This window comes from Cystobacter fuscus, assembly GCF_044360685.1.
Classification (GTDB): domain Bacteria; phylum Myxococcota; class Myxococcia; order Myxococcales; family Myxococcaceae; genus Cystobacter; species Cystobacter fuscus_C.
In genome coordinates this window covers 3118855-3140711 of the sequence record NZ_CP043491.1, presented here as the reverse complement: position 1 = coordinate 3140711, position 21857 = coordinate 3118855, and the positions used below count along the sequence as shown (strand labels likewise).

At 67.3% G+C, this 21857-nt stretch carries 13 protein-coding genes; 7 read left to right on the top strand and 6 right to left on the bottom strand.

All coding sequences use genetic code 11. From position 1 onward, the window contains the following. Nucleotide 1 precedes the first annotated feature (1 nt). Nucleotides 2-1447 (bottom strand): LVIVD repeat-containing protein, encoded by a 1446-nt coding sequence (locus F0U63_RS12935; RefSeq protein WP_395846199.1) that lies wholly within the window; start codon nucleotides 1445-1447, stop codon nucleotides 2-4. A gap of 166 nt (nucleotides 1448-1613) precedes the next feature. Between F0U63_RS12935 and F0U63_RS12930 the strand changes: the two genes are divergently transcribed. Then, nucleotides 1614-5096: a tolB protein precursor protein gene (locus F0U63_RS12930; RefSeq protein WP_395846198.1), complete on the top strand. Its 3483-nt coding sequence runs from the start codon at nucleotides 1614-1616 to the stop codon at nucleotides 5094-5096. A 9-nt stretch (nucleotides 5097-5105) separates the two neighbouring features. Here F0U63_RS12930 and F0U63_RS12925 read toward each other — a convergent pair whose 3' ends face one another. After that, the gene (locus tag F0U63_RS12925) at nucleotides 5106-5579 is read right to left on the bottom strand and encodes a hypothetical protein (protein ID WP_395846197.1); all 474 of its coding nucleotides are present in this window, start codon (nucleotides 5577-5579) and stop codon (nucleotides 5106-5108) included. A 145-nt stretch (nucleotides 5580-5724) separates the two neighbouring features. On the opposite strand from F0U63_RS12925, the gene F0U63_RS12920 reads away from it, so the two are divergent. Both F0U63_RS12920 and F0U63_RS12915 read left to right on the top strand, forming a co-directional pair. Continuing rightward, nucleotides 5725-6966, top strand: coding sequence for a phosphatidylserine/phosphatidylglycerophosphate/cardiolipin synthase family protein (locus F0U63_RS12920; protein ID WP_395848366.1), 1242 nt, complete (start codon nucleotides 5725-5727; stop codon nucleotides 6964-6966). Nucleotides 6967-7112: 146 nt separating this feature from the next. Next, entirely contained in the window at nucleotides 7113-8915 is a 1803-nt protein-coding gene (locus F0U63_RS12915; protein ID WP_395846196.1) for a CotH kinase family protein, read from the top strand. Between the two features lie 43 nt (nucleotides 8916-8958). On the opposite strand, the gene F0U63_RS12910 is transcribed toward F0U63_RS12915, so the two are convergent. Beyond that, complete coding sequence (locus tag F0U63_RS12910) at nucleotides 8959-9441, bottom strand: DUF1772 domain-containing protein (protein ID WP_395846195.1); 483 nt, start codon at nucleotides 9439-9441, stop codon at nucleotides 8959-8961. A gap of 653 nt (nucleotides 9442-10094) precedes the next feature. Between F0U63_RS12910 and F0U63_RS12905 the strand changes: the two genes are divergently transcribed. Next, nucleotides 10095-11867, top strand: coding sequence for a hypothetical protein (locus tag F0U63_RS12905; protein ID WP_395846194.1), 1773 nt, complete (start codon nucleotides 10095-10097; stop codon nucleotides 11865-11867). Nucleotides 11868-12137: 270 nt separating this feature from the next. Continuing rightward, entirely contained in the window at nucleotides 12138-13136 is a 999-nt protein-coding gene (locus tag F0U63_RS12900) for an FG-GAP repeat domain-containing protein (protein WP_395846193.1), read from the top strand. A gap of 132 nt (nucleotides 13137-13268) precedes the next feature. Here the strand turns inward: F0U63_RS12900 and F0U63_RS12895 are convergent, their stop codons facing one another. Continuing rightward, complete coding sequence (locus tag F0U63_RS12895) at nucleotides 13269-14360, bottom strand: alkene reductase (RefSeq protein WP_395846192.1); 1092 nt, start codon at nucleotides 14358-14360, stop codon at nucleotides 13269-13271. 34 nt (nucleotides 14361-14394) lie between these two features. Between F0U63_RS12895 and F0U63_RS12890 the strand changes: the two genes are divergently transcribed. Continuing rightward, nucleotides 14395-15375: an AraC family transcriptional regulator gene (locus F0U63_RS12890; RefSeq protein ID WP_395846191.1), complete on the top strand. Its 981-nt coding sequence runs from the start codon at nucleotides 14395-14397 to the stop codon at nucleotides 15373-15375. A 43-nt stretch (nucleotides 15376-15418) separates the two neighbouring features. Here F0U63_RS12890 and F0U63_RS12885 read toward each other — a convergent pair whose 3' ends face one another. Continuing rightward, entirely contained in the window at nucleotides 15419-20704 is a 5286-nt protein-coding gene (locus tag F0U63_RS12885; protein ID WP_395846190.1) for an AAA family ATPase, read from the bottom strand. 293 nt (nucleotides 20705-20997) lie between these two features. Then, nucleotides 20998-21222, bottom strand: coding sequence for a hypothetical protein (locus F0U63_RS12880; protein WP_395846189.1), 225 nt, complete (start codon nucleotides 21220-21222; stop codon nucleotides 20998-21000). 310 nt (nucleotides 21223-21532) lie between these two features. On the opposite strand from F0U63_RS12880, the gene F0U63_RS12875 reads away from it, so the two are divergent. Further along, nucleotides 21533-21745, top strand: coding sequence for a hypothetical protein (locus F0U63_RS12875; RefSeq protein WP_395846188.1), 213 nt, complete (start codon nucleotides 21533-21535; stop codon nucleotides 21743-21745). Nucleotides 21746-21857: the final 112 nt, after the last annotated feature.

The window sequence follows — 21857 nt, the reverse complement described above, 5'->3', positions numbered from 1 at the left end:
CTCACTGCTCCCGCAGAACGAGCAACCCACGTGACGTTTCCGCGGCGTAGAGGTAACCGTCTCCCGGTACCTTCACCGCACTCAACCCATCGACGAACGCCCGTCCCCGGCCTGGATCCGATTCCCGCCACGTATTGTAGTAGGCTTGCTGCCTCGGTGTACTGGGGCTGGAGACATCCAGGATGCGCAGGCCGTCCTGCGCATAGGCCACGTACAGCCGCGTCCCCACCAGGGTCATCGCACTCACAGTGGACTGGGGTCGCGTCTGGAATTGTCCCACCTGGGTGATGTGCTGAGGATCCGACACGTTCAGCGCCCGCACCCGGGAGTCCCAGCCCTCACTGGCCTCGAAGGCGATGGTCTGCCCCTCGATGAGACCGGCCGCCACCGGACGGCTGGTGGCCTTGTCGTACTGGAAGCGCCCCAGGGTGACCGGGGCGTTCGGGTTGGACACGTCCGCCACCGCGAACCCGTACCGCCAGTGACCCATGTAGAGCCGGTTGCCCGTCACCACGCCCTCGACGGGCAGCTCGCCCCGGTTGAGCAGGCTGTCCTCCACGAAGTAGCGCTTCATCAGCAGGGGCTTGGTCGGATCCTGGTGGAGGTCGAAGATGAGGACCTCGGCCCGGGGGGACGGAGACATCACGTAGAGCCGCTCCTGGTCCTCGTACAGCCCCCAGGCCTCGACCGGGGCTTCCGCCGGCAGCGCCGACAGACGCTTGGGCAGCGCCGGGTTGCTGACGTCGTAGACGAGCAGACCCTGGGCGGCGCTCGAGACGTAGAGCGTCTGGCCCTTCACCCACGCCCGCCGCCAGACGTCCTTCGTGGGCGTCACCTCCGCGACCTTCTGGGGCGCCGACGGGTTCTTCACATCGAAGACGAAGAGGCCGTCCGCGTACGCCGTCACATAGGCGTAGCCCCCCGACACGAAGAGATCCGACGCCACCGCGCCCCGCGGCAGGGGCACCTCCGCCACCAGCTCCACCCCCGACGCCTCCTCCTCCCCCGCCACCCGCTGCACCCGCACCGCCTCGAAGGTGCCCTTGAGGTCCGCCGCGCCGTTGGCGCACCGGCGGAACTCGCCCGTCACGCGCGTGGCATCCGGGGCCTGGCAGGCGGAGAACGCCAGCCGCAGCGGCACCGAGGAATCCGTGTACTCGCTCGACAGGAAGAACGGGCCGCCCTCCGCGGGGCGCTCCTTGAGCGGGGTGTTGAAGATCAAGGGGCTCTCGGGCAGCAGACGCAGCGCCCCGGGCGTGTCCAGCCCGTCCAGCGTCACGTTCGCCTGCCAGATGCCCTCGGCCTTGATGGCGCTCACCGCTGGGACGTCGCACGCCGAGCGGTCGAAATCCTCGGACTGGCACCCCACGGTCTCCGGCTCCGTATTGGCGCAGCCCATCCACACGGGGAATAGGGCCCCCGCCATGGCCACCAGTAAACGATTCATGAACTTCTCCATACCGGGCGCACGCTCCGGACAAAAGCCCCCCACCCCCTCCTGGGACGTAAGACGCTGAGCAGTCGCGCGGAAGCGCTCGGTTGGCCACTCGTCTCCATGGGATAGGTTGCTACCTTGCCTCCGTCCCCGTCTCCCCACCCGGGAGGTCGCCCTCTTGAATCGACGCATCCCCATCGCCGCCCTGCTCTGCGTGCTCCTCCCCGAGGCGGCTCTCGCCCAGGTCTACGTCATCCCTCGCCGGGCCTACCGCTCGCCCGTCCACACCTACGAGTTCGATTGGAAGCACCTGGACATCCTCGTCGGGCCCAACGCCGAGGGGGTGGCTCCCCCCGCTGCCCACCGGGCCCATCAGCAGGCCCCCGGCGCCCCGGGCGGCCCCCTGCCCACCGCGCCCGCCGTCCCCACGACCCATACCGGCGACAACCCGGCGGGCCACTCCGCCCAGGACGCCCTCCCCGGAGGGGCCGAGGCCACCCGCTCCGGAGATCCCGGCACCGCGGGCGCGTCCACCGAGGATGGGGGAACCCGCCTCGACCCGGGCCCGCTCTCCGTGCCCATCTTCCTGCCGAGCGCGGATGGCGGCACCGCGGACGGCGGCCCCGCCTATGCCCAGTCACTCGGGGACAAGAGCGGCGGCGTGCGCTTCTACTTCTATGAGAACGAACGCGAGGTGGCCCAGTACGCCGCGCCCCAGCTCGAGGACGCCTACCGCTACCTCGTCGGCCGCTTCAAGTTCGTCCCCACCCAGACCTTCCCCTACATCCTCTACAGCTCCTACCAGGAGTTCCTCCAGACCAACATCACCCCCGTCTCCGAGGGAACCCTGGGGGTCACCAGCACCCAGGGCAACCTGGAGCTGACCCTGCCCTATCTGGGAGACCACCGGCAGTTCGGGGAGATCAGCTCCCACGAGATGGCCCACCAGTTCACCATCCAGAAGGTCCGCTTCCTCGCGGACCGGGAGAAGGTCGGAGGGGATCCGCTCAACGGCATGCCCCTGTGGTTCATCGAGGGGCTCGCCGAGTTCTACGCCAAGGGCGGCCTGGACCCCGAGGGCGAGATGATGGTGCGCGATCTGCTCGTCAACCCGGACCTGGCGCGCGGCTACGCCTTCCTCGACTTCTGGTCGCCCGGGCCCTACGGCTTCCTGTGGATCTACAAGGTGGGCCAGGCGCGCTGCCAGTTCCTCGAGGACACCTACGGCGAGGGCTTCATCCAGAAGGTGCTCGACAACTCGCCCAAGCTCGTCTCCGGCACGGACAAGGTGCAGCACCTGGAGTTCGACGGGCTCCTGGAGCTGCTCACCGGGGACGCGCCCCAGACGATCGCCGCGCGCTTCGAGGACTGGCTCAAGCAGCGCTCCTACCGCGCCTACCTCAAGTCCGAACAGAACACGCCCGGGGTGGAGCTCTTGCGCGAGCGCCAGGGCATCGTCACCGCGCTCAACAGCCGGCCGGATGGGCGCGTCCTGCTCTACCGCAGCATCATCCCGGAGACGGGCGAGAGCCAGCTCATCCTCGTGGACCCCCGCGCGCCCGAGGACACCCGCAAGGTGCAGGGCGATGGCGTGCCGGGCTACGAGTCACTCCACCCCGTCTTCGGCCGCAACTTCGCCCTCTCCGATGACCGGATCGCCTTCGTGGCCGAGGCGCTCGCGCGCGACATCCTCTACGTCCAGCGCTACTCGCACTCCATCAAGGCCGCCACCAACCGCGACGGCACCGCGCCCCCGGCCAGCCGCAATGCCTACATCAACAACCCCACCGGGTTGTACAAGGAAGCCCCCTACGAGGTGGACTTCGACCTGGGCGAGCGCGTGGCCTGGCCGCTCGAGCGCCACGGCCTCATCGCCGCCCACTCCCCGGCCTTCTCGCCGGACGGCAAGCAGCTGGCCTTCATCGGCCTGAACGAGAAGGGCACGCGCGACGTGTACGTGCTGCCACTCGACCAGGGCGCCGACGCGCAGCCCCAGCAGCTCACCCACGACGTCTACGCCGAGCGCAGCCTCACCTGGGGCGCGGCGGGCATCGTCTACACCTCGGACGCCACCTCGCACGGCTACTACAACCTCTTCCGGGTGAAGCCCGGCAACGGCGAGGCGCCGGAGCGGCTCACCACCGAGGCGCGCGACCACGCGGACCCCACCGTGCTGCCCAACGGCCGCCTGTTCTTCGTGGCGTATGACCAGAGCCACTCGGATCTCCACGAGTACACCGGCGGGGGCTCCATCGTGCGCCGCACCGACGTGGCCACCGGCCTCTTCGAGCCCAGCCCCGCGCCGGACGGCAACCTGTGGACGCTCTTCCACCTGTCCGGAGAGCGCAAACCCGCCCTGATCCGCGCCCAGCAGCTCTTGAGCATCCCCGTGCCCGCGGGCTCGCAGGACCGCACCACCCCGCCCAGCCCCCTGCCCCAGCGCGCACTCGAGGGCGCCGAGCGCTACAACCCCTTCGCCTGGAAGAACATCGACCTGGGACCCATCCTCGGCTTCGCGGGCGGCGGCGGCGGCGGCTTCTACGGCCAGGTGGCCGCCTCGGCCACGGACCGGCTGCGCAACCACGCCCTGCTCCTGCAGGTGGCCGTGTACGGCTCCTTCGATCTCACCGATGGCATCCTGCTCTACATCGACCAGTCGCGGCGCACCACCTGGGGCGGCGGCCTCTTCCAGTCGCTGCGCTTTCGCGTGGACCGCTCGCTCGTGCAGGCCTCCCAGGGGCAGATTCCCCTGGGCTACCTCATCTCCGGCGAGCGCTTCTTCGGCGCCACGGGCCTGGCGCGCTACCCGCTGAGCACCTTCACCTTCCTCGAGGCCAGCCTCAACGTCGGCGGCGCCTCGTACTTCCTCGATCCCTCCACCGCCTTCATCCTCAACCTGCAGGAGCTCAACGGCGTGGGAGACCTCTATACCCAGTGGAAGCAGAACCAACCCGGCATGCGCTTCCAGACGGAGGTGTCCGGCGCCTTCGGCTACAACACCCTGCACTACCACTACACGGGCGTGGCCACCTCGGGCACCTCGTTCCTGGCGGAAGTGACCGCCGGCGTGCAGCCCTTCCACGGCGAGTTCTTCGGCAACGTGCGCCTGGACGCCGAGCGCTACTTCCCCATTCCCCTGGGCAGCACCCACATCATGCTGCGCGGCGGCGCGGGCACGAGCTTCGGCGGACGCTTCGCCCGCTCCTACTATCTCTCCAGCTTCGACACCCTGCGCGGCGTTCCCTTCGGCGACACGGACTGGCTGCTCGGCCAGCACTACCTCTACTCCACGCTGGAGCTGCGCGTGCCGCTCGACGCCATCGTCCGCATCGCCTTCCTCAACAGCATCATGGGCGTGGCGGGCTTCGACGTGGGTGGCGTGGGCGGCTCGCTGCACGACATGTTCGACCGCCGTGTGGTCGACGCCGCCGTGGGCATCAACGTGGGCCTGGGCCCCATCCTCCTGCGCCTGCACTTCGCCTACCCCTTCGACACCAAGGCCAAAGCAGGCCGGCCGGACACCAGGTGGGTGACGCAGTTCTCCATCGGGCTGGCCGGACTCGAGGGCTACATGTTCAAGCAGCGCGGCGGCACGAAGCCGGCGAAACAGGGCCCCGCGCCGCCCGTGAGCCTCAGCGGGATGCGCGGAGGCGTGCGCTAGCCCAGGCACTCAGTCGGACTGGGCGGCCACCAGCGCGGCGTTCGCCCGCGCCAGGGGGCCGCCCTCGTGCGGAATCCGCATGAAGTCTCCCCGGAGCGCCTTGAGGGCGAACTTCTCCAGATCGATCTCCCTCCGGGTGCGCACGCCCAGCCGGCGCGCGAGCAGCGACAGGGGACCGAAGCCGAACACCCCCTGCTGCAACAGCAGCCCCGACGCCACCGCGCCCACCAGCCGCCAGGCCCCGCCGCGCGGTGGCCCCACCACGCACCCCAGCAGCGACACCGCCGACGCGGCCACCATCACCACCCGGTTCAGGTCCCACTCCTTCTCCAGCCCCTCCAGGTAGCGGCTGATGACCGAGTGGTCCGTCTGCTCCGCCATGTGCCGCACGCACCGCTCCACCTCGGCGTCGATGCGGCGGTTCACCTCTCCCGGCGCGTGCATGCGCACGGCATCGGTCGAACTCTGGTTCCAGGATTCCATCGTGCCTCCAGCAGCAGTGGGTAGGCGCTGCCCCTCGAAGGTAGAGATGGGTGCGCCCGCGGGTCATACCCAGGGTGGCCCCCGCGCTCGCCCGAGCCCCCTCCACCCCTGCGCAGTCCACCCCGGGATGCCTAGCTTGGGCCGCGTGAATGCCCTCTCGCGCCTCTTGATCGCCTGCCTGTGGTGCGGCACGGCGTGCGTCCGCCGGGATTTCCCGGAGCAGCTCCGCGTCCGCGACCACGTACCCAGCTCCGGACCCGGGCTGTCCCTCGCCCTCTACCAGTCCGTGGGCATTGGCCTGCGCCCCGGCCATGGGGTGGAGCTCGTCCAGGACGAGCGCATCCTCGACACCCTGGAGGAGGAGATCCGCGAGGCGCGCGAGTCCATCCACCTCCTGCTGGCCCGGTGGGAACCCGGCGACGCCTCCCGGCGGCTTGTCCAGGCGCTCGCCGCGCGCCGGCCGGACGTGGTGTGCCGCATCCTGGTGGACCCGCTCCAGAGCCCGGCCTTCAAGGAGCAGGTGGAGTCCGAGCTGGTACGCGCGGGCTGCGAGGTGCGCGCCTTCCGGCCCTTCATCGGCCAGGAGGTGGTGTTCGCCGACTCGCGGCTGGAGGCGCGCAACCACCGGCAGCTCGTCATCCGGGACGGCCGGGGCGGCCTCACCGGCGGCTTCGGCGCCGTGGCCCCTCGCGGCGGCACCCGCGACACCCATGTCCACGTCGAGGGCCCCGCCGTGCGCCAGTTGCAGCAGTCCTTCGCCCGGGACTGGCTCGAGGCCGGCGGCGGGCTGCTGCCCGAGTCCGCCTTTCCCGCGCTCGACTCCCAGGGCCAGGCCCGCGCCGGCTTCATCGCGAGCACCGGCTCGCCCTCGCTGAGCCACTCCGAGCGCATGGTGCAAGTGCTGCTCGCCTCCGCCCAGCACCGCCTGTGGCTCACCAACGCGTGCTTCGTGCCCACCCCCGCCACCGTGGACACGCTCATCCACAAGGCCAAGAGCGGCGTGGACGTGCGCATCCTCGTGCCCGGGCTCGAGGGCACGGACACCTCCGCCAGCGTGCTCGCCGCGCAGCGCTCCTCCTATGAGCGGCTGCTGGAGAACGGGGTGCGCCTGTGGGAGTACCAGCGCGCCCCCCTGGAGTCGCGCACCGTGCTCGTGGACGACCACCTCGTGGCCGTGGGCTCCACCAACCTCCAAGCCCATGCGAGCGCCCTGCTCGAGGAAGGCGCGCTCGTCGTCGAGGACGGACCCCTGGCCCACTCACTCGCCACCAGCTTCGAGCGGGACCTGAGCCAGGCGGTGGAAATCCGCAAGGAGCAGTGGCGCGAGCGCGGCTGGTTCCAGCGCTTCACCTACCGGCTCCCCCCTTCGGCCGCGGGCTGCCGCTGACCCCTGGACAAGAAGCCCAGGGCCCTGTTGGGAGAAAATCATTTCACCTCGGGCAGGGCCTTTTCCCATGTCCGGGTCCGCAACGTCTGACATCGGACGGTGCGAGCCTTCACCACCCGGCATCCGTCTTGCTCAAGCGACGCGTCATGAAAATCGCGCGTCCTCTTTGCCTGCTCACCTTCTCCGCCCTGCTCGCGTGCAACCCCGGGAGTGAGTCACCGCCCGTGGTGGGAGGTACTCCTTCCATTCAATCGCCCCCGCCCACACCGGGCACTCCGCCATCGAGCGAACAGCCCCCTCCCGCGCCCTCCTCGGAGCAACCGCCTCCGTCGACGGACCAACCTCCACCCGTCCCCGACGAACAGCGCCCCTTCGTGCTGCCCGCCGTGCAGCAGAGCGTGCAGGCGTATGAACTCCTCTTCCCTCCCGGAGTGATGGAGAAGTTCTACGCGAACAAGGACACGCCCGAGCAGGACGCCACCTTCCGCTACGAGGGCGTCGACTACCCGGTGAAGGTGCGCCTGCGGGGCGCCTCCGCGCGGGACTTCCCCAAGAAGAGCTGGAACGTGAGCTTCGAGAAGGACTCACCGTTCGAGGGGCGCACCTCGCTCAACCTCGTGGCCGGCTACTCGGACGCGTCGATGCTGGCGGAGAAGATCGCCTTCGATCTGCTCGCCGCCATGCGGGTGCCCGCCGCGAAGGTGAAGTTCGTCCGGCTGAGCCTCAATGGAAAGCCCGAAGGCGTCTTCCTGGACATCGAGCAGATCAACAAGTCCTTCCTGAGCGCCCATGACTTCCGGGACAAGGACGCCTCCATCTACCGCGCCGGCTGGAAGGACACCGAATTCAAGCTGCGCTCCTGGAAGGTGCCCTACCAGGGCGATTGGCAGAAGAAGACCAACGAGAAGAAGGAAGGCCACGAGGCCCTGGACGAGGTGCTCGCCGTCATCAACCGCACCCCCGAGCCCGAGCTGCCCCAGGCGCTCGCGCGCGCCATGGACCTGGAGGGCTACCTGCGCTCCATGGTCATGGACGCGCTGATGGCCAACAACTACATCGAGGACTCGGAGAGCTACTTCATCCACGATCATGTGACGAAGCGCTGGGTCTACGCCGCGTGGGATCTCAACAACGTGGACGCGCGCTGGTGGTACCAGATGGCGCGGGGCCCGGACCTGGTGCCCATCTATGATCAGCCGCTCTACTCCTTCACCCTGGGCAACCCCGAGGTGGCCAATCGCTACCGCGATCGCAAGGGCATCCACCCGGGCTACCTGCCCGTCTTCTCCAACCTGGCCACCCGCGTCGTGATGAATCCCGAGTTGCGCTCGCGCCTGGAGGCCCGCCTGGACAAGGCCCTGCGCGAACTCTTCACGATGGAGGTCATGGGGCCCTACATCGATCAGTTGCACGCGGTCATCGCGCCGTACATGGCCCAGGATCCCTACATGGACCACGCCAAGTTCGAGGAGGGCGATGAGTTCATCAAGGAGTTCGTCCGGCTGCGGCGCGATTTCATTCTCAAGGAACTCGCGCGCATGAAGGCCCAGAAGCCTGGCGTGGTGCTGGAGACACTGGACGCGAAGGCCGGCTGGGTGGAGCTGCGCAACCGCGGCACCACGCTCGTGGACGTGGGCGGGTGGGTGCTGACCACGAACCTGCGGCGCAACATCCCCGCCCTGCTCCAGCCCGAGCCCACGGCGGCGCCTCCCGAGCAGGCCCGTGCCGGCAGACCCGTGGGCAGCGTGCTCCCCGCGAGGAAGCTGGCCCCCGGGGCGCGCGTGCGGCTGACCGCCGCCGAGCTGGGGCTCACCTTCACCCCCGAGGGGGAACTCGGCCTCTTCGATGGCCAGTCCGTGTCGGGTCTCAAGGACGCGCTCTTCTACGGCAAGCTGCCGGAGGGCCAGCACTACGAGCGCGCCGAGGACGGAGCCTGGAAGACGCGTTGAGGCGGCTGGCGGTTCCCGCTCGGGGCCCGGCCTTCACCCGCGCTCAGGCCAGGGCGAGGGTCAGCAAGGCCGCGGCCGCGAGCGAAGCCACGGTCCGCACATGGTTCCACGCCGTCCAGTTCGTCAGGTAGCTGGACCATAAAGCGGCGGCCTCCGGGCTCGAGGAGGGGGTCGCCGCCAGCTTTTCATTCATCGGCACGTTGAACACGGCCGTCACGAGCAAGCCGCCCACCAGGTAGAGCGCGCCCCCCGCGAGCCGGCAGGCGGAGCCCTCGTGGTGCCAGCGCAGGAGCGAGGCCACGACGGCCCAAAGACATACCGCCGCGGTTCCGAAGAAGAGCGTGAAGAACAGTGGATTCAAGATGGCGGAGTTGATCGCTTGCATCGCGGCCATGCCCTCCCCCGGGGGCAGGCGCGACAGGGCCCTCATGACGAAGGTCGAGAAGGTGAAGAAGAGGCCCGCCATCAGCCCGCAGCCGAGTGCCGCCAGCACGGTCAGGGGGAGGAAGGATTTATCCAGAATCATCCTCGCGACCCTACTTCACGGCCTGTTCGAGCCTCAACCGCGAGGATTCCGGCGAGGGCCTTCCGTGCCTCGAAGCACGGGCGGGACGACGCCTCGCGGCAGGGTGTCCCCGCAGCCCGCGCGCACGAGCACGCCGCCCCCCACGATGAGCAGAGCCCCGATGATGGTCGATGAGCCCCTCCACCACGTTGAACGCGCCCCAGCCGATGGAACGAGAGGAGAGCAGGCTCGGCTCAGAGCGGCGGGCAACCTCTACTGGAAGCGGCGGGAATCAAAGCCGCCAAAGAGGGAGCCGCCTCCACTCGCGACCAGAGGAATCCCCCCGTTTTCCCTTTGAAAGTGCGTCCGCTCGGTTTGGTCCCCTTGGACCGCTCGCCGACGGTAGACGCATTCGGAGAGGGAGACCCCATCGAGAGGCACCCTGCCTCCGCCTTCCCTCTCACGGAAAGGTGTCACAGGACTCGTTCTCGTCCCCTACGAGTCGTCCGACCCCCTGGGCGGCCGTGTGCGTCAGTTCACCTCCGGGGTGTGAGGCAGATCACGGAGCCAAAGCGGTTCGGGTGGCAAGCTGCTCTCAACCTGGACGCCAGAGGGTGGCCGACAAGGGACTTCCCAATCCGTCAGGAGTCCCTCGCCAAGAAAGAGACCGAACCATGAACTCCATCCCACTCGTCGAACCACAATTCCGCCCTGGAGAGGGGTCCAACCATGACGCCAGGCGTGCCTCGGACGTCATCAACATCATCGTCCTGGTTGCTGGCACCGTGGACCCGCTCAACATGGACAGCAGCACGCGTGCGGCCAGTTACAGCCGGAGCGGGCTGGCCCAGGACACCAACTGGTATTGGAGTGACGACACCCAGCTCATTCAGGACCTTGAACGGTTGAGGGAAAGCCACAAGAACCTCCATGTCTTCACCGAGCATGGCTGGTCCGGCGCCAATGCGGTCGATAACCGGAAGGTCGCGGGGGCCTACCTGGCGGATCGCCTGGCTGGACAAGGCGGTGAGTCCGCCTACTACCAGGGCTTCCTGAAGCGAGAGGTGAACTTCCACCTCATTGGCCACTCTCATGGCGGCAACGTCATCAATGAGCTGACGCAGCGCGCGGCGGAGGTGTGGCCGAAGAATTGGAGGATCCGCAGCATCAGCTACCTGTCGACTCCCTTCTTCAAGAAGAAGCATCAGGTCCGAACGGAGGCGTTTCATCCGGACTGCAAGATACTGAATGTCATCAATCAATACGACCTGACCCAGAGGGTCATCGCTGACTTCTCCCTGCTCAATCTGCATGGCCTGACCGAGCGTGCCGAGTTCGTGGACTTCAAGCAGCGCGCCGATACCATTCACTTCGATGTTTCGCGTCTGGCGGCCTTGGGGACTGTCAGGCCAAGGAGCGTGGGGAAGAACTGGTATGACGTCAATCCGCTGGTGATGGAGCCCCGGAGCGCGGCGCTGCTCTACGACGAATGCATCAGATTCCTCGATGACCTCCAGCGCGCGACTCCTTCCCTGCGTGGCCTCGTTGGCCTGCTCAACCGCGAGCTCGACTTCCCTGTTGCCAAGGGACTGGGCGCGTGCAGGCGCAAGGTGCTGAGTGATGGGCTGACCGCCAGGTTTCAGGCCGGGATCGACAAGCTGGAGGGCAGCCTCACGCGGACCCTCTCCGCGCTCAGGGCGCGCCGGAAGAGCAACGCGTACCCGCTGGTTGGCTTCTTCCGGGATCTCGCGGGCTCGCAGCAGAGCCTGTTGGGCGTCCTCGCGAATCTGCTCTGGGTGGACCGCCAGTCCTTGATGGGTCCGCTCCTGGAACTCATCTGCGACTCCCTGGTGGAGCAGATCGATTCGTTCGAATGCGCGAGTGAGTCGCCCGCCGCCCAACTGCGAGGCAGCGCCTACGCGTCGAGCCTCGAGCAGCTCGATGTCACGCGGCATGACGAGTACTCCAGGATGAATGGGGATGCCGCGGTCCGGAGCCTCTTCAAACGCCTGGAGGAGGCCCAGGAGCGCTATGCCCAGAGCAGCCAGAAAAAGGAGCTGGTCGACATCCTGCTCACGCTCCTCACGCAAGTCGAGTTCTTGCGGAAGGCGAGTGGGTCCAATTACCTCAAGTACATCCAGTGGGGGCTCGCTTGCCTGTCTGGCGTCGACAAGGCCTGGTCTTTCGTGACGAGGCAACCCGTCTCGGAGCTGCTCCAGGTGTCGGGGCGGTTCATGGAGGTGATGTCGACCTACCGTCTCCTGTGCAACGAGAGGAACTTCGGACCATTGGAGAGGAAGAGACAGCACGTCAGCCGAGTGAATTATGGCAGCCTGAGCTACTTCATGCGCGTCTCGCACTCCGTCAGTCGGCAGGCGATCCCCGAATGGGTGAGCAAGTTGAAGGAGCAACTCGACACGCGGAGCCAACTGCGCCGCGAGATGTAGAGCTCGCGATGATGTTGGGTCCCATTCATGCCGCGTTCAAGGCCCAGAGAAGGTGTCAAAAGTCCCTCGAGTGCGGTCCGGAGGATTGGCTCCACGTAGCGGGTGTCGCCGTGGATTGTCGCGATGGCGTGGATCATGTCGAGGAGCTGCTCATGGGCCGCAACTGGGGGTGACCTATCGCGGCGGCCCCCTTGATCCCGCCAACCATGTCAGACAGGTCCGTAGAATCCGACCCGCCCTGCAAGGAGCAGGGCTGAAGCCTGAAAGGCTGTGTCCAAGTTCATGAGAAATTCATCTACCCTGAATGGGAGTATCTTCTTCGCGGCCCTCTTGAGTTTCACCATGGGGGCAGGTGAGGCCCAGGCGGCCGGAACGTTCATGGGGGCGTGGGACCTGACGGGGGATGGTGTTGCGGAGTCAGTGTACAACAACCTGAGTTCGATCGAGGTCAGACAATCGAATGGCCTCACGCGCAGCTACCCTATCACGAGCGCCGCTTGGACGCTGTTGACCGTGGCGGACATGGATGGAACGGCGGGCTTGGAGTTGGCGATCAACGTCGGCTCCAGCATCAAGATCATCACCCATCGCACGGGCTGGGTCCGTGACTACTTCATCTCCTCGGGGTCATGGGTACCGCTCGGGTACCATGATCTGAACGGTGATGGTGCGATGGATATCGCAGTCAACACCGGGCCCGCCGTGAGGATCATCAAGCCCAAAATGGAAACGGTTCAGGACTATGCCATCTCGAATGGCTCGTGGGCGCCCATCGGTTTCGCGGACACGGACGGGGATGGCGTCATCGATATCATTGTCAACAACGTGCGTACCGTCAAGATCATCAGCGATCGGAGCGCCTCCTCTCGCGATTACGCCATCTCGAGCGCCAGTTGGGCACCCCTTGGCATCATCGATACGGACGGGAAGCCTGGTGCCGAGGTGGTCATCAACAACCTCTCGTCGGTCAGGATCATCAACGATCGGATCGCCTCCTCTCGCGATTACGCCATCTCGAGCGCCAGTTGGGCACCCCTTGGCATCATCGATACGGACGGGAAGCCTGGTGCCGAGGTGGTCATCAACAACCTCTCGTCGGTCAAGATCATCCGAAACCGGGACGAGAGCACGAAGGATTATACTGTCGGGAGCCCCTACTGGAGTGTGCAGCTGATCGCCGACCTCGACGGCAAGGCTGGAAACGAGATCATGTTGAACCTCGGTACTTCCACCAAGACCATCTACGACGCCTCCGAGCAATACTACTGAGAGCCTGAGAAATGTGTCTGAGAAATGTGCCTGAGGAATGTGTCTGAGAAAGGTGTTAAAGGACTCGTTCCGCCCCTTCGCCTCCTACGAGTCGTCTGACACCCTTCCCGGACACCCTTCCCGGCGGCGCCGTCAGCGCAGCGCCGGGTAGTCCGTGAAACCCTTCTCCTCGCCGGTGAAGAAGGTGGCGGAGTCCGGTGGGTTGAGCGGGGCGCCGTGCTGGTAGCGCTCCACCAGGTCCGGATTGGCGAGGAACGGCACGCCATAGGAGACGAGATCCGCCTCGCCCCGCGCCAGTGCCGCCTCTCCCGTCTGGGCGTCGTAGCCGCCGTTGACGATGAACGCGCCTGGGAAGGCCTTGCGCAGCAGCGGGGAGATGCGCTGCTCCGGGCCTGGCACCGCATTGCCCGACACGGCCTCGGTCACGTGCAGGTAGCCGAGCCCCAACCGGCCCAGCTCGCGAGCCATATGGGTGAACGTCTCGACCGGGGTGGAGTCCCACATGCCCCCGTAGGGGAACGCTTGGGGCGAGAGCCGATAGCCCACCCGCTCCGCGCCCCAGACGCCCACCACCGCCCGTGCCACCTCCAGTGGCAAGCGCGCCCGGTTCTCGATGCTGCCGCCGTACGCATCGGTGCGCTGGTTGGAGCTGTCGCGCAGGAACTGGTCCAGCAGGTAGCCATTGCTGCCGTGCAGCTCGACGCCGTCGAAGCCCGCCGCCTTGGCGTTCTCGGCCGCGCGCCGGAACTGCTCGACGATGCCGGGAAGCTCGTGCGTCTCGAGTGCCCGCGGCGTCACCATGGGCGTCCTGCCCTTGAACGTGAAGACCTGTCCTCCCTCCACGGGGATGGCCGAGGGCGCCACGGGCAGCTGGCCGTCATGGAAGTCCGGGTGAGACATGCGCCCCACGTGCCACAACTGGGCGTAGATGACGCCGCCCGCCGCATGCACGGCGTCCGTGACCTTCTTCCAGCCCGCCACCTGCTCGGACGAGTGGATGCCAGGCGTGCGGATGTACCCCACGCCCTGCGTGCTGACCTGGGTCGCCTCGGTGATGAGGAGCCCCGCGGAGGCGCGCTGCACGTAATAGGTCACCGCCAGGGGGTTGGGCACGTTGCCGTCGACGAGCGCCCGGCTGCGCGTCATGGGCGCCATCACCATCCGGTTCTTCAGTTCGAGCCGGCCCAGGCGAAAGGGAGAGAAGAGCTGTGAGTGCTTTGCCATGGCCAGAAAGTGCCCGGGTCGGTATGGACGTGCCATGGCATCCAGTCCAAAAGAATTGACCGATCGTCCAGACGCCCGGGACGAGCAGGTAACCGACGTCCTCGCGGATGTGTTGGACTCGATGCGCCTGACGACCCTGATGCATGGCCGCTTCGAGCTGGGAGCCCCCTGGGGGGTCCGGTTCCCGGAGAGCCCGGGCGCGCACATCGTCGTCATCGCGCGGGGAAGTGCCCGCCTGGAGGCGGAGTGGCTCGAGGGGGCCATCACCCTGTCGGCGGGTGACCTGGTCCTGTTTCCGCACGGCGGAGGGCACACGCTCCGGGACGCGGAAGACAGTCCCCTGCACCTGCTCGGGCAGGGTGAATGCCAGCGGGCCCGTGGGGTTGGGCCCATCCGACTCGGGGGGGACGGGGCCCGGACGACGCTGGTCGCGGGTTCCTTCCGGCTCGGGGGCGCGTCCCGCACGCCGCTGTTCGAGGGGCTTCCCCGCCTCATCCACGTCACCGCGGACGATCCCCAGGCGTCCCCCTCGCTGGCGGCGATCGTTCAACTGCTCATCACGGAGAGTGCCTCGTCCAGTCCGGGCGCGACCGTCGTCATGAGCCGGCTCGCGGACATCCTGCTCGTGCAGGTCCTCCGGACACACATCGCGGGAGGCCAGTGCGAGGAGCGCGGGTTGTGCGCGCTCGCGGATCCCCAGATTCGCAAGGCCCTCTCGCTCATCCACGAGCGGCATGCCGAGCCCTGGACGGTCGAGAGCCTCGCGACGGCCGTGGCTCTCTCGCGCTCCAGCTTCGCCGCGCGCTTCAGCGAGCTCGTGGGAGAGCCTCCGTTGGAGTACCTCGCGCGGTGGAGGATGACGAAGGCCGCGCAGTTCCTGCGGGAGAGCGATTCGTCCTTGAGCGAGGTCGCAACGGCCATCGGCTACCAGAGCGAGGCCTCGTTCAACCGGGCCTTCAAGCGCTGGGGTGGAGTCGCTCCAGGCGCGTACCGCCGTGAGCACCGCCAGGGGTGACCCAGCAGACACCTGAGCGGCTCGCCGGGGGCGCAACCCCCGCTCAGGCTGGAGCGGGAGTGAGGGGAAGCACCAGTGTGGCCGTGGCTCCCTTGCCGGGCCCATCGCTCTCCAGGGAGAGCGAGCCTCCGAGCAGCTCCGCCGCCAGGGCGCTCGAGTGCAAACCCAGGCCGTGTCCTCCCTCGAAGCCGGAGAAGCCCTGGCAGAACAGCCGCTCGCGGTTCTCCGGCGCGATGCCCACGCCGTTGTCCTCCACCTGGATGCGCACGCTGTTCGCCTCGGAGATCAACCGCACCTGGAGGTGGGCCTGGCCCTCGGGTAGCCCGCGCATCGCGTTCTTCGCGTTGCTGATGAGGTTGACGAGGATCTGCAGCACCTTGTGCCTGTCCACCTTCACGACGGGTGGGGAGTCCAACCGCTGGGAGACCTGGATGCCGTGACGCGTGAGGGCCGACATCTGAAGACTCAAGGCGTCCTCCACGAGCTGGCGCAGGTCGCAGTCCTCGACGACGAGCGTGCTGGTCCCATGGACCTGCTGGATCTGCACGATGGCGCGGATGTGATCGATGTGCATGGCCAGTGTACCCACGCAGTCCTTGAGCGAGGACTGCTCGCGCACCAGTTCATCCGCGAGCACGAAGAGATAATCGGTGAGCTGCTGGCCCCGCAGTGAGCCGGTGAGGAAGCCGACCAGATCCTCGCGGTGCTCGCCGAGCAGGGTCGTCACCTGCTTGAGCCGTCCCATGCGCGAGAGGTGCAAGGTCTGCCGCATCATGTCCATGTTGATGACGGTGCTGGTGAGCACGTTGCCCACGTTGTGGAGCACGTTGGTGGCCACTTCCGCCATGCCCGCCGAGCGCGCCGTCTCCACCAGCACGGCCTGGGCCCGCCGCAGCTCCCGTGTGCGCTCCTCCACGCGCTTCTCCAGGTCGTCATTGGCGACGCGCAGGGCGCTCTCGGCGCGTTGGAGGTTCGCGTACAACCGCGCGTTCTCGATGGAGATGGTGGCCTGGGAGGCCAGGTGCTCCAGCAGCGAGAGCCGGAGCGGGGTGAAGGCATCCGTGGCGAGGTTGTTCTCCAGGTAGAGCACGCCGCGCAGCTCTCCCTGACGCACCAGGGGCAGGCAGAGCACGGAGCGGGCGATGAGCTGCTCGAACCAGGGATCCGAGGAGAAGGGGTGAGGCGCGGAGGCATCCCGGATGAGCACGTGCTCCTGGGTGCGCCGGACATAGGCGAGCAGGGACCAGGGCAGTCGCGCGTTCGCGTCGGGAGGCACCTCCCCCTGGGCCCCGCCCAGGTCGAGCGCCATGACGGAGAGCCCCTCTCCTTCCGGCATCAGCAGGGCGCCATGCTGGGCCCCCGCGTTCTCGATCGCCACGTGCAGCAGGGTGCTGGCCAGCTGCTCGAGGACGATCTCCCGGGAGATGGCCTGCTGGGCCTTCACCAGCGTGAGCGCGTCGATCCGCACCGACGTCGTATCGGTGACGCGCTCCTCCGCCGGGGACCGGGCGTCCGGACGAGAGTGCCGTGCCAGGTGACGCGCCTTGCCCAGGGCACCCCAGCGGCAATAGGCGTCGTGCGCCTTGTCCTCATAGGCGTCCGCGATGGTGGGAACCTCGCGGGCCCGCCAGTAGTTCGCCGCCAGCTCACAGGCCAGCGCGAGGTGATGCAGATGGCCATATTGGCGCGCGGACTGGATCGCGGCCTCATAGGCATGGAGGGCCTCGTCCAACCGTCCCGTGACGCGGGCCAGCTCCGCGGAGACCATCCGCTCGAAGGCGCGTATGTCGTCGGGACAGATCCGGGCCCACGTCTCGATGAAACCCAGGTGTTGGCGGAGCTCCTCGAGCAGCGAGGGGCGCAGCTCGGGCGCCGCGCCAGGGACACACGCCGCCAGGGTCAGGGCACGCATCACCTGGAAGTCCTTGCGGTAGACGGGGCTGGCCGCGGCCCAGTAGAGGGCCTGGGCCTGCTCGCCCGCCTCGCGCGCCTCCTCGTAGGCGCCTCCCATGAAGCGCGCCTGCATCTTGAGCGACCAGTAGAGGAAGCGCAGCGAGCTGATGCGGTTGGGGGTCAGCCGGGCCTCGAAGTCCGCTTCCCGGAGTCCCTCGTCATCCAGGGTCCCGAACGAGGGGGTGAGCCCGCGCAACTGCCGCACGAAGCGCCCGGTGAGCAGCTCCGTGTCGAGCATGTCCGGAAAGTTCGCCTCGCGGGCGAAGTCCACGTGCGTGAGATTCTCCTGCTGGACGGCCTCCAGGTCGTGCCCCAACGCCAGGCGCAAGGCCATGATGTGGTTGCCGCAGAAGCACCCCATGCTGGAATTGAAGTCCTGGACGGCCTGATGGAAGGTCTCGCGGATGATCTCCAGGCCCCGGGTGTAGGGCTCGATCCAGCAACTGCTGTGCTCCAGGCAGAAGAGGACGGTGGCCCGCTTGGAGTCATAACCATGGCGATCGAGGACATCCAGCCCCAGCCTCGAGAAGGCATGGCCCTCCACGTAGCTGTGGAAGTAGAGCCCCAACCCCATGCCGTACATGGCATACCCATGCGCGCTTTCCAGGGTGGTGCCGTACTGGAGGCTGAGCGTCACCATCCGGCTGAGGTGGAGGATGGTGAGGTTGGCGTCGACGAAGAACGAGGGCTCGGTCAGGGCGGCGAGCACCTTCATCACCGCCCGCATGTCCTCGTCCGTCATGAGCGGCAGGTCGATGAGGCTCGCGACGGGGCGGCCATCCAACAGCGCCCAGACCTGCTCATGGGCCGCCACGGCCTCCTCCCTGGTGGGATGGGCGGGCAGGGGCATGCCCATCCGCGCCAGGCACTCCAGCAGGCACGCGCAGGAGCCGGCGGTGTCGCCCGACATGGTGAGCAGCACGCTCTTCAAGTCGTAGACGGCGGCCCACTGCGCCTTCGTCCGGGCCCGGTCGCACAGCTCGTCCACCCTCTGGCGGGCCGCGTCGACATGGTTGCGCATGAGCTCGCTGCTGGCCTGGGCCAGACTCAGCTCGAAGGTCAGCGCGGGCGCCGTCTCCCAGGGGTCGCCCGGCAGCAGCGCGATGGCGGTGGCGAAGTAGGTGATGGCCGAGGCGTGCGCGCTCGACGCCTGCGCCTTGCGGCCCGCCTCGGCGTTCAGCCGCGCGACGCGCTGGCGCTCCTCGGGCTCGCGCAGCAGCTCGAGTCCGGCATTGAACTGGCCCACCACGTCGAAGAGCCGCTCCCCGAGCGACTCGGGAGGAAGGTCCCCCGACAGCAGGCGGCCAATCTTCAGATGGATGGCCTCCCGCTCCTGCTTGGACATGAGGGCGCAGGCCGCCTGCTGGATGCGGTCATGGAGGAAGCGATGGGGTAGCGCCCCCGTGCTCGTCACCAGGCCCTCTCTCAGGGCCGGCGCGAGCCCTTCCCGGACCGCGTCGAGGTCCATCCGGGACACGAGGCCGAGCAGCTCGATCGAGAAGGAGGTGCCCACGCACGCGGCCAGCGCGAGCAGACGCTGGGTCGACGTGGCCAGCTCGCGCAACTTGCCCACCATGAACTCGACGACGTTGTCCGAGTAGCCCTGGGCCCGGACCGCCTCCACGTCCCAATGCCAGGTGCCCAGGGGGGTACGCGACAGGAGGCCATCCTGGTGGAGCGCCAACAGGAAGCGCAGCAGGAAGAAGGGGTTGCCTCCCGTCTTCTCGTGAGCCAGCGCGGCGAGCGGAGCAAGGGCGTCCCGGTTCACGCCCGGCAGCGCATCGAAGAGGAGTTGGTGGACATCCCCGACGCCCAGCGGCTCGAGCAGCAGCGACGTCATCCGCGCGCCCGCCACGCGCAGCTCCTCCAACACCTGCGTCAGGGGATGCGCGAGGCCAACCTCGTTGTCCCGATAGGCGCCAATGAGCAGCATCGACGAGGGCTGGGGATGGATGAACAACTCGAGCAGCAGCCGCAGGCTCGCGGGATCCGCCCACTGCAGATCATCCAGGAACAGGACGAGGGGGTGCTCGGGCGTGGCGAACACGCCGAGAAACTGGCGGAAGACCTGGAGGAAGCGCCGCTGGGACTCGGACGGGGGCAGCTCCGGAACACGCGGCTGCGGCCCGATGACAAGCCCGATTTGGGGCACCAGGTCCACGAGGAGCTGCCCCTGGCCCGCGCAGGCCGTCGTCAGACGCTCGCGCCACTGCTTCAGCTCCTCGTCGGTCCCCGCCAGGAGCTGTTGGGTCAATCCCCGGAGGGCATGGGACAGGGGGGCATAGGGGATGTCGTGCTGGAACTGCTCGAACTTGCCCTGGAGGAAGAAGCCCCGCTGGCGCACCACGGGCTTGTGGAGCTCGTGGACGAGGGCCGACTTGCCGATGCCCGAGTAGCCCCGGACCAGGAACAGCTCGGGACGGACGCCCCGCACGACGCGCTGGAAGCCTTGCTGCAGGGCGTCCAACTGGGCCTGTCGCCCGTAGAGTCGCTGCGGGAGCTGGAAGCGGTTCGGGTAGTCCTCCACGCCCAGGGGAAAGTTCTCGAGCCGTCCCCGGCGCCAGTCCCCAAGGCAGCGACACAGGTCCGCCTTCAACCCCTCGGCGCTCTGGTAGCGCTCCTCCGCCTCCTTGGCCAACAACTTCAGGACGAGGGAGGACAGCACCGCGGGCAGTTCCGGAACGCGCTCCACGAGGGCCGGCGGGGACACGGCCAGGTGCGCGTGGAACCACTCGAGCGCATCATGGCCATGGAAGGGCCGGGCGCCCGTCAGCATCTCGTAGAGGGTAACCCCCAGCGAGTACAGGTCCGTGCGGGAGTCCAGCGTGCGGTTCATGCGCCCGGTCTGCTCGGGGGACATGTACGCGAGCGTGCCCTCGATGAGCGTCGCGGGCGCCGCGTCCACGTGCTCGACGAGTTGAAGCGTGGCGCTGCCGAAGTCGATGAGGCAGGTGTCACCCGTGGGGGTGACGATGATGTTGGAGGGCTTGATGTCCTTGTGGATGACGCCCCGCCGGTGAATTCCCGCGAGGGTGGTGCACAACGAGATGGCCAACTCCAGGGTGCGCTCCACCCCCAGGGGTTGGCCGATGATCGACGACAGCGGCGAGCCCGACACCGCTTCCAACAGGAGGATGGGTCGGTCCTGGACACACTCGAAGGCATGGGCCCGGGGAATCCCCCGGATGTCCTGGAGGCGCTGGAGGACTCCGAACTCGCGGCGGTAGCGCTCGATCTCTCCAGGACCAGGCACAGAGGCAGAGGGCGTCTTGAGGATGACGGGCAGCGAGTCTTCCTTCCTCACGGCATGGAAGAGCAGGTTGTTGCCCGTGGTCTTGATGACCTCCCGCAGGGAATAGCCAGGAATGAGCAACATGCCGCGGTCCCCCGTGGTGGAAGAGGTCTCAACCGTGTTCGCGGCGCTTCGATTCTCCAGGAGCGAGGAGACCAGCCGAGCAACAGACAGGATAGGACACACGGGAGGGAGGAACCAGACACGGACAAAGGAGAACCCCCCATGTTCCCCCTTGGACTGGCCTCCAGGAGGTCGCCTGACCTCTCCTCTGGCCCGGGCGAGGGCCGCCGTGCGCACGGTGGACGCCGGGGCCACGAAGTGCCTCCACTCCAACATCGGGGAGGTTCCCGCTGCTCGTCAATTAGAGCGGGTCACTAACAATTGCCATACGCGGCCGCGCAGATCACACCGCGCAGAGGGTTGCCCGCATTCTCGATGAGGCAAAGGGCCTTTCTGAGCTGACAGGCGGAGGGGGGAGGCTTCGGCGGATTCCCGGGGGCAGGGCCAGAGCCGGCCATGGCCACCTGCGAGGGAAGGACAACCGCGCTCGCCACCCCCAACGCCAACCCCAGCAGTCCCATCTTCAGCGTCTTCATCATGTCGTGTTCTCTCATGTCGTCTGGACGGTGGATTCCGTCACTCCCCGTTTCGCTGGGGGTTACCTCTTCATACGGAACTCCATTTTTTCGGTTACTCGGCCCCTCGGCTCCTGCCCTCTCCCGCCACACGGCCCCCCTCCCTCCGATACGCTCGGCTCGTCAATTCGTTGGAATCATTGTTGTTTTTAGAAAATCAGGGGCATCTTGGTTTTCGATGTAACCGGCAAACGAAGTTCTCCGTATGGACAGGCGACTCTCCGAAAAACGGGGAGCAACGAGAAGTGGTCCGAACACCACGGGAGAAGACGACATGATGAAGACGCTGAAGATGGGAGTTCTCGGGTTGACGTTGGGGTTGACGGGCGCCCTTGTTTTTTCCTCGCAGGAGGCGAGGGCCGTCCCCAAGGCCCCGGACAGCAACCAGTGCAAGCTCATCAAGGCCGCATGCATCTTGAAATCCCATTCCTGTCAGTCCGTCGCGTGCCCCTCCGTGGCGCTCTGCATGGCCTGGGCCGGCTGCTGAAACGCCTGAGAGGGATGGCCCGAGCTGTCGACCCAGGCCATCTCGTAGCGCGCTGCCTCCAGGTAATAACCATACAGGGTTGTCCGGCTCGAACCACGTCCGCGTCAACTCC